Source organism: Rhodococcus aerolatus, from assembly GCF_054783215.1.
The window spans coordinates 48716-54899 of sequence record NZ_BAAGQZ010000039.1 but is presented as its reverse complement, the minus strand read 5'-3'; the positions used below and the strand labels follow the sequence as shown (position 1 = coordinate 54899).

6 protein-coding genes are annotated in these 6184 nt (G+C 76.7%); 3 read left to right on the top strand and 3 right to left on the bottom strand.

The window, feature by feature from the left end:
• Together ACYVOF_RS14700 and ACYVOF_RS14695 are read right to left on the bottom strand one after the other, a co-directional pair.
• Positions 1–919, bottom strand: a 919-nt coding sequence (locus tag ACYVOF_RS14700) for an AAA family ATPase (RefSeq protein ID WP_460867708.1), incomplete at its 3' end; no start/stop codon positions are given.
• Entirely contained in the window at positions 916–2040 is a 1125-nt protein-coding gene (locus tag ACYVOF_RS14695; RefSeq protein WP_460867706.1) for an exonuclease SbcCD subunit D, read from the bottom strand. The genes ACYVOF_RS14700 and ACYVOF_RS14695, both read right to left, overlap by 4 nt.
• A 127-nt stretch (positions 2041–2167) precedes the next feature.
• On the opposite strand from ACYVOF_RS14695, the gene ACYVOF_RS14690 reads away from it, so the two are divergent.
• Both ACYVOF_RS14690 and ACYVOF_RS14685 read left to right on the top strand, forming a co-directional pair.
• Complete coding sequence (locus tag ACYVOF_RS14690) at positions 2168–3400, top strand: DNA recombination protein RmuC (RefSeq protein ID WP_460867704.1); 1233 nt, start codon at positions 2168–2170, stop codon at positions 3398–3400.
• A gap of 35 nt (positions 3401–3435) precedes the next feature.
• On the top strand, positions 3436–4389 hold the full coding sequence (locus tag ACYVOF_RS14685; RefSeq protein WP_460867702.1) for a DUF6542 domain-containing protein: 954 nt from the start codon (positions 3436–3438) through the stop codon (positions 4387–4389).
• 68 nt (positions 4390–4457) lie between these two features.
• Here ACYVOF_RS14685 and ACYVOF_RS14680 read toward each other — a convergent pair whose 3' ends face one another.
• Positions 4458–5441, bottom strand: coding sequence for a 4-hydroxy-3-methylbut-2-enyl diphosphate reductase (locus tag ACYVOF_RS14680; protein WP_460867700.1), 984 nt, complete (start codon positions 5439–5441; stop codon positions 4458–4460).
• Positions 5442–5604: 163 nt separating this feature from the next.
• Here ACYVOF_RS14680 and ACYVOF_RS14675 point away from each other — a divergent pair, with 163 nt between their 5' ends.
• Entirely contained in the window at positions 5605–6180 is a 576-nt protein-coding gene (locus ACYVOF_RS14675; protein WP_460867699.1) for a lipid droplet-associated protein, read from the top strand.
• Positions 6181–6184: the final 4 nt, after the last annotated feature.

Genomic DNA, 6184 nt, shown 5'->3' with positions numbered 1-6184 from the left:
GGGCGGCGTCGAGCAGCCTGGTGGCGTCGGTCCGCTGCCCGGCGGAGGCCGCCAGCACCGCGAGCCGGTCACGGGCGTCCGTGCGGCGGGCGAGCAGGCCGGCGTGCTCGGTGGCCGCGGCGAGCTCGGCCTCGGCGGCGGTGGCCGCGGCGCGGGCCTGCTCCAGCTCGGAGCACCGGGCCTCCTCCGTCGCCGTCGCCGCGTCGCGCTGCGCCCGGGCCCAGCCCAGTGCGTCGTCCTCCGCCGGGCCGTCGGACCCGGCTGCGGTGGCCACCTGCCCGAGGAGCACCTCGACCTCGCGGCGGCCGGCGTCGGCCGCGGCGGCCGTGCTGCGCCGCCGCTCGGCCAGCCAGGCCTCGGCCGAGGCGAAGCGGCCGGTGTCGAACAGCCGCTGCAGCAGCGTGGCCCGCTCGTCGGTCCCGGCGCGGAGGAACCGGGCGAACTCGCCCTGCGGCAGCAGGACCACCTGGAAGAACTGGTCCGCGCTCATCCCGAGCAGGCCCTCGACGACCCTGGCCACCTCGTCGATGCGGGTGATGCCCTCCGACCCCGGCTCGTCGACCCAGGTCAACGACGCCTGGGCCGGCTCCTTGGTGGTGCCGGTGCCGCGCTTCTTCGGCCGCTGCCACTCGGGGCGGCGCACCAGTCGCACGCGGCGCCCGCCCACGGTGAGCTCGAGCACCACCTGCGGGCCGACCCCGTCGGCGGCGTGGTCGGAGCGCAGCCGCCTGCCCTCACGGCGGGCGCCGGGCACGGTGCCGAACAGCGCGAGCGCGACCGCGTCGAGCACGCTCGTCTTCCCCGCCCCGGTGGGCCCGTGCAGCAGGAACAGCCCGTCGGCCCCCAGGGCGTCGAAGTCGACCCGCTCGGTGCCCGCGAAGGGGCCCACGGCGGTGACCTCGAGGCTGTGCAGCCTCACTGCTCGCCCGCCCGGATGCCCGCCTCGACCAGCTCGGTCTCCCAGGGCTCGGGGGCGCTGCGCACGTCGGTCAGGAACGAGCCCACGACGTCGCGGTCGGTGCGGCCCCGCACCTGGCGGGCGTAGTCCAGGGCCTCGGTGCCGCCCGGCCGCCGCCACTCCAGGTGCACCGCGTGCGGGAAGCGGGTGTGCAGCCGCCGCATCGCGTCGACCGGCCGCACGGGGTCGGTCAGCACCGCGGAGACGAAGTCCTCGGCGGCCGCCGCGTGCGCCGGGTCGGCCAGCAGGTCCTCCAGGGTGCCCTCGAGCTGGGTCAGCCCGCGGACGACGGGGAGGTCGAGGCGGGTGACCGCGCCGAGGCCGCCCGCGTCGAGGTCGACGAGCCACACCGCCTTGCGGTGGGTCCGCTCGCCGAAGGAGTACGGCAGCGGGCTGCCGGAGTAGCGCACCCGGTCGGTCAGCCGCTGCGGGGAGTGCAGGTGGCCCAGCGCGACGTAGTCGACCCCGTCGAACACCCCCGCCGGCACCGCCTCGACCCCGCCGACGGAGATGGTGCGCTCGCTGCCGGTGGCCTCCCCGCCGGTGACGAACGCGTGCGCGGTGACCACGCTGCGCACCCCCGGGCGGGTGGCCAGGTCGGCCCGCACCCGGTCCATGGCCGCGGAGAGCACGGCGGCGTGGCCGCGGCCCTCGACGCCCAGGGTGTGCCGGGCGGTGTCCGGCTCCAGGTAGGGCAGGGCGTGGACCGCGACGGGGCCGTGCTCGTCGGCCAGCAGCACCGGCCGACCCACCTCGGCGGTGCGGGTGCGCAGGTGCAGCCCACCGGCGGCGGCGAACGAGCCGGCCTGCCCCAGCCGGGGCGCCGAGTCGTGGTTGCCGGGGGTGACGACGAGCTGGGCGCCCGCGGCGCGGATCGCCTCCAGGGCCGTGGTGCACACGTCGACGGCGTCCGCGCCCGGCACCGCCCGGTCGTAGACGTCCCCCGCGACCAGGACGACGTCGACGTGGTGCTCGGTGACCAGCCGGGCCAGCTCGGCCAGCACGGCGGCCTGCTCACGGAGCAGGTCGACGCCGTGGAACGTCCGCCCCACGTGCCAGTCGGAGGTGTGCAGCAACCGCATGCCCCGCACGGTAGGGACGGGGTCCGACAGAACCGCGGCCCCGCGCCGCGGTGTGACGGGTGGTGCTCGTGTGACCCGGACAGGCGCAGGAGCGGAACTGTCGGACCCCCCGGGCACGGTCCGGGACGTGGACCCGACGACCGCGCTCGCGCTGCTGCTGACCCTGCTCCTCGGTGCTGCCCTGGGGTGGTTCGCGCACGGCGCGCGCACCGCCGAGCGGCTGGCGACCGCCGAGGCGCGGGTGCGGGGCCGCGAGGAGGGCGAGGCCGACCTGCGCCGGTCGCTGGAGCTGCTCGGCGCCGACGCCGCGCGTCGGCAGTCCGGCGAGGTGGGGGCGCAGGTGGCCGGGGTCGTGGGGCCGCTCCGGGAGGCGGTCGGCTCGCTCGCGGAGCACCTCGACCGCGTCGAGCGGGTGCGCGGTGAGGCCTACGCGGGGCTCAGCGAGCAGGTCGCGGGGATGCACCGCACGTCCGAAGCGCTGACCACGCAGACCTCGCGGCTGGTCACCGCCTTGCGAGCGCCCCAGGTGCGCGGACGGTGGGGCGAGCTGCAGCTGCAGCGGGTGGTCGAGCTGGCCGGGATGACGGAGCACTGCGACTTCACCACCCAGGCCGACGGGCACGTCGACCGCGGTGACACCACCGCGCGGGTGCGACCGGACATGGTGGTGCACCTCGCGGGCGGCCGGACGGTGGTGCTGGACGCCAAGGTGCCGTTCCAGGCGTTCCTCGACGCCGTCGACGCCCCCGACGAGCGCACCCGCACCACGCTCCTGGCGTCTCACGCCCGCGCCCTGCGCGCGCACGTCGACCAGCTGGCCGGCAAGACCTACTGGCGGGCGCAGGCCGACACGCCCGAGTTCGTCGTGCTGTTCGTCCCCGGGGACCCGTTCCTCGAGGCGGCGCTGCGCGCCGAGCCGGGGCTGCTGGAGCACGCGTTCGCCCGCAACGTCGTCATCACCACCCCGACGACGCTGGTGGCCCTGCTGCGCACCGTCGCCCACACGTGGCGGCAGGACACGCTGCACCGCGACGCCGCCGCGGTGCTCGAGCTCGGCCGCGAGCTGCAGACCCGGGTGGCCACCGTGGGCGGGCACCTCGACCGGCTCGGCGGGCAGCTGGGGCGCGCCGTCGAGGCCTACAACGCCACCCTCGGGTCGCTGGAGTCCCGCGTGCTGGTGACCGCCCGCAAGCTCGGCGACCTCGGGCTCGGCGGGCCGGCCGTCCCCGAGCCCGAGCAGGTGGAGACCCGGCCCCGCCGGGTCCAGGCGGCCGGACTCCTGCCCGACGGGGCCCCGCCGCCGTGGGCCGCGGCGGCCGCCGACGAGCACCCGCGGCAGGACGACCGTCGTGCGGGCTGAGGGGAGGCACAGCAGCCGGCCGCTACTGTCGTGGCGTGCGCAACGAGTCCCCGGGCGAGCCCGTGCCCCGGGCCGAGTGGTCGGTCGTCGCGCACCGCAGGGGTGTCCCGTGGTGGGGTGCGGTCGCGCTGGCGGTCGTGCTGACCGCCGTGGGAGCGGGGATCGACCTGCTCATCGGCGACACCCTGACGACGGTCTTCCAGGTCTTCTACGGCCTCGGCTGCCTCGCCGCCGTCCTGGCGGTCGCGCAGCGGGGCCTGTTCGCGGCGATGGTGCAGCCCCCGCTGGTGCTGGCCGTCGCGGTCCCCACGGTCGTGCTGCTGCTGGGCGGTCCCGGCGACTCGAGCACCCGCGGCAAGGTCATCGCGACGGCGATCCCGCTGGTCAACGGCTTCCCGACGATGGCCGTCGCGACGCTGCTGACGATCGCGATCGGGGTGGTGCGCATCCGGACCCGTCGCGCGGCCCGACCGGCGCACACCAGCCGTTCCGCCCGGCCGGCCGCGGCTCGACCCGCCGGCGGTGGCGCAGCTCCGCGCCGGGCCGGCGCACGCCGGGCCGGGAGCGGCCGACCCGCCGCAGCCACGCCGGCGCGCAGTGCCGCGCCGCAGGACGACGACCGGTCGCCGTGGCAGCGCGAGGGCCGGGCACCGTCGCGGCCGGAGGCTCCCCGTCCCCGCGACCCCCAGGCGCGCGACCCCCGCTCCCGCGACCCCCAGGTACCCGACCCGCGACCGCGTCGGGAGCGACCGGCCGAGGCGTCCCGCACCCCGTGGCCCGCCGAGCCCGTCACGAACCGGCCGGCACGCACCCCCCGCCCAGCGCCTCCTCGCGCGGAGGAGCCGCGCTACCGCCGGGCGCGCGAGGACGACCCGCGCGACCGGCTGCCGGAACGGCCGCCGCAGTCACGCTGGCAGGAGCCGGGCCGTGCAGGGTCGCCCGAGCCGCGACGGGGCGAGCCACGTCGCAGCGGCCACCGCTACCGCTGACGCACCGCGCTGGACACCGACCAGCGCGCCACGCTGAGCAGGTCCTAGCGCACGGCGCTGAGCAGTTCCTAGCGCACCGCGCTGCGGGGCTCCCGGACGCCGTGGGGCAGGGCGAAGACCAGCGTCTCGTTCGCGGTGGTGACCGGCGCGACGTCGTCGTAGCCGAGCTCGGCCAGCCGGTCCACCACGCCCCGGACCAGCACCTCCGGCACCGACGCGCCCGAGGTGACGCCGACCGTGCGCACCCCCTCGAGCCAGGTCTCGTCGATCTCCTTGGCGTAGTCCACGAGGTGGCTGGCACGCGCCCCGGCACCGAGTGCGACCTCGACCAGGCGCACGGAGTTCGAGGAGTTCGTCGACCCCACGACGATGACGAGGTCGCACTCCGGCGCCATCGCCTTGACCGCGACCTGCCGGTTCTGGGTGGCGTAGCAGATGTCGTCCGACGGCGGGTCCTGCAGCGCGGGGAAGCGCTCGCGCAGCTTGCGGACCGTCTGCATCGTCTCGTCCACGCTCAGCGTGGTCTGCGACAGCCAGATGACCTTGTTCTCGTCGCGCACGGTCACCGCGTCCACCGACTCGGGGCCGTCGACCAGCTGCACGTGCTGCGGCGCCTCGCCCGCCGTGCCCTCGACCTCCTCATGGCCCTCGTGGCCGATGAGCAGGATGTCGAAGTCGTCGCGGGCGAAGCGCTTGGCCTCCTGGTGGACCTTGGTGACCAGCGGGCAGGTCGCGTCGATCGTCTGCAGGTTGCGGGCCGCCGCCGAGGCGTGGACCGCGGGCGAGACACCGTGGGCGGAGAACACGACCAGCGCACCCTCGGGCACCTCGTCGGTCTCGGAGACGAACACCGCGCCCCGGTCGGAGAGCGTCTCCACCACGTGGCGGTTGTGGACGATCTCCTTGCGGACGTAGACCGGCGCACCGTGCTTCTCCAGCGCCCGCTCCACCGTCTCGACCGCGCGGTCGACGCCCGCGCAGTAGCCGCGCGGCTCGGCGAGCAGGACGCGCTTGGCGCCGGGGGCGGTCGGGTCGTCCGCAGCGGAGGTCATGTGCCCAGCCTACGGGCGGACCGCCACCCGGACAGGGCCCCGGAGCCGACGGACGCGCGCACCACGGCGCCACCCCCGCCGGCGACCGCGACGCTGCCCCCGACCACGCCCCCGCAGCGGGGGTGCGTGAGCGGTCGCGCCGCTGATCAGGCACCCTGGGGCCATGCCTCGAGTGCCGTTCGCCGCGCGCGTCGCCGCCGGAATCGCCGCCACCACCGTCGACGAGGTGCGCTCGCTCCCCTCCACGGTCACCGGTCTGCCGGTGACGGCCGTGTCCAAGGCGCTGCAGAGCGCGATGCGGCTGCAGCAGCACGTCACCGCCCTGGCCATCCGCGGCGACGAGGTGCTCAGCTTCCTCACCCCGGCCGAGGCGGAGCCCAGCTGGGCCACGTTCGACGAGGACTCCGAGGCCGCCACCCCCGGGCCGCGGTCGGTCTCCTCGATCACCCGGTCCGGCTCGGCCAACGGGTCCCGCGCCGGCGGGCCGGGCCGCTTCGCGCTGTACACCCAGGTGCCCGACGACGCGGAGGAGACCCGCGCGGCGCCCACCCTCGCCGAGTCCGGCAGCGCCCCGGTGCCCGGCTACGCGACGATGACGCTGGCCCAGCTGCGGGCGCGGCTGCGCTCGCTGTCGCTGACCGAGCTCGAGGAGCTGCTCGGCTACGAGCAGTCCCACCGCAACCGGGCGCCGTTCGTCACGATGCTCGGCAACCGCGTCGACACCGTCCGCGACCAGTAGCACC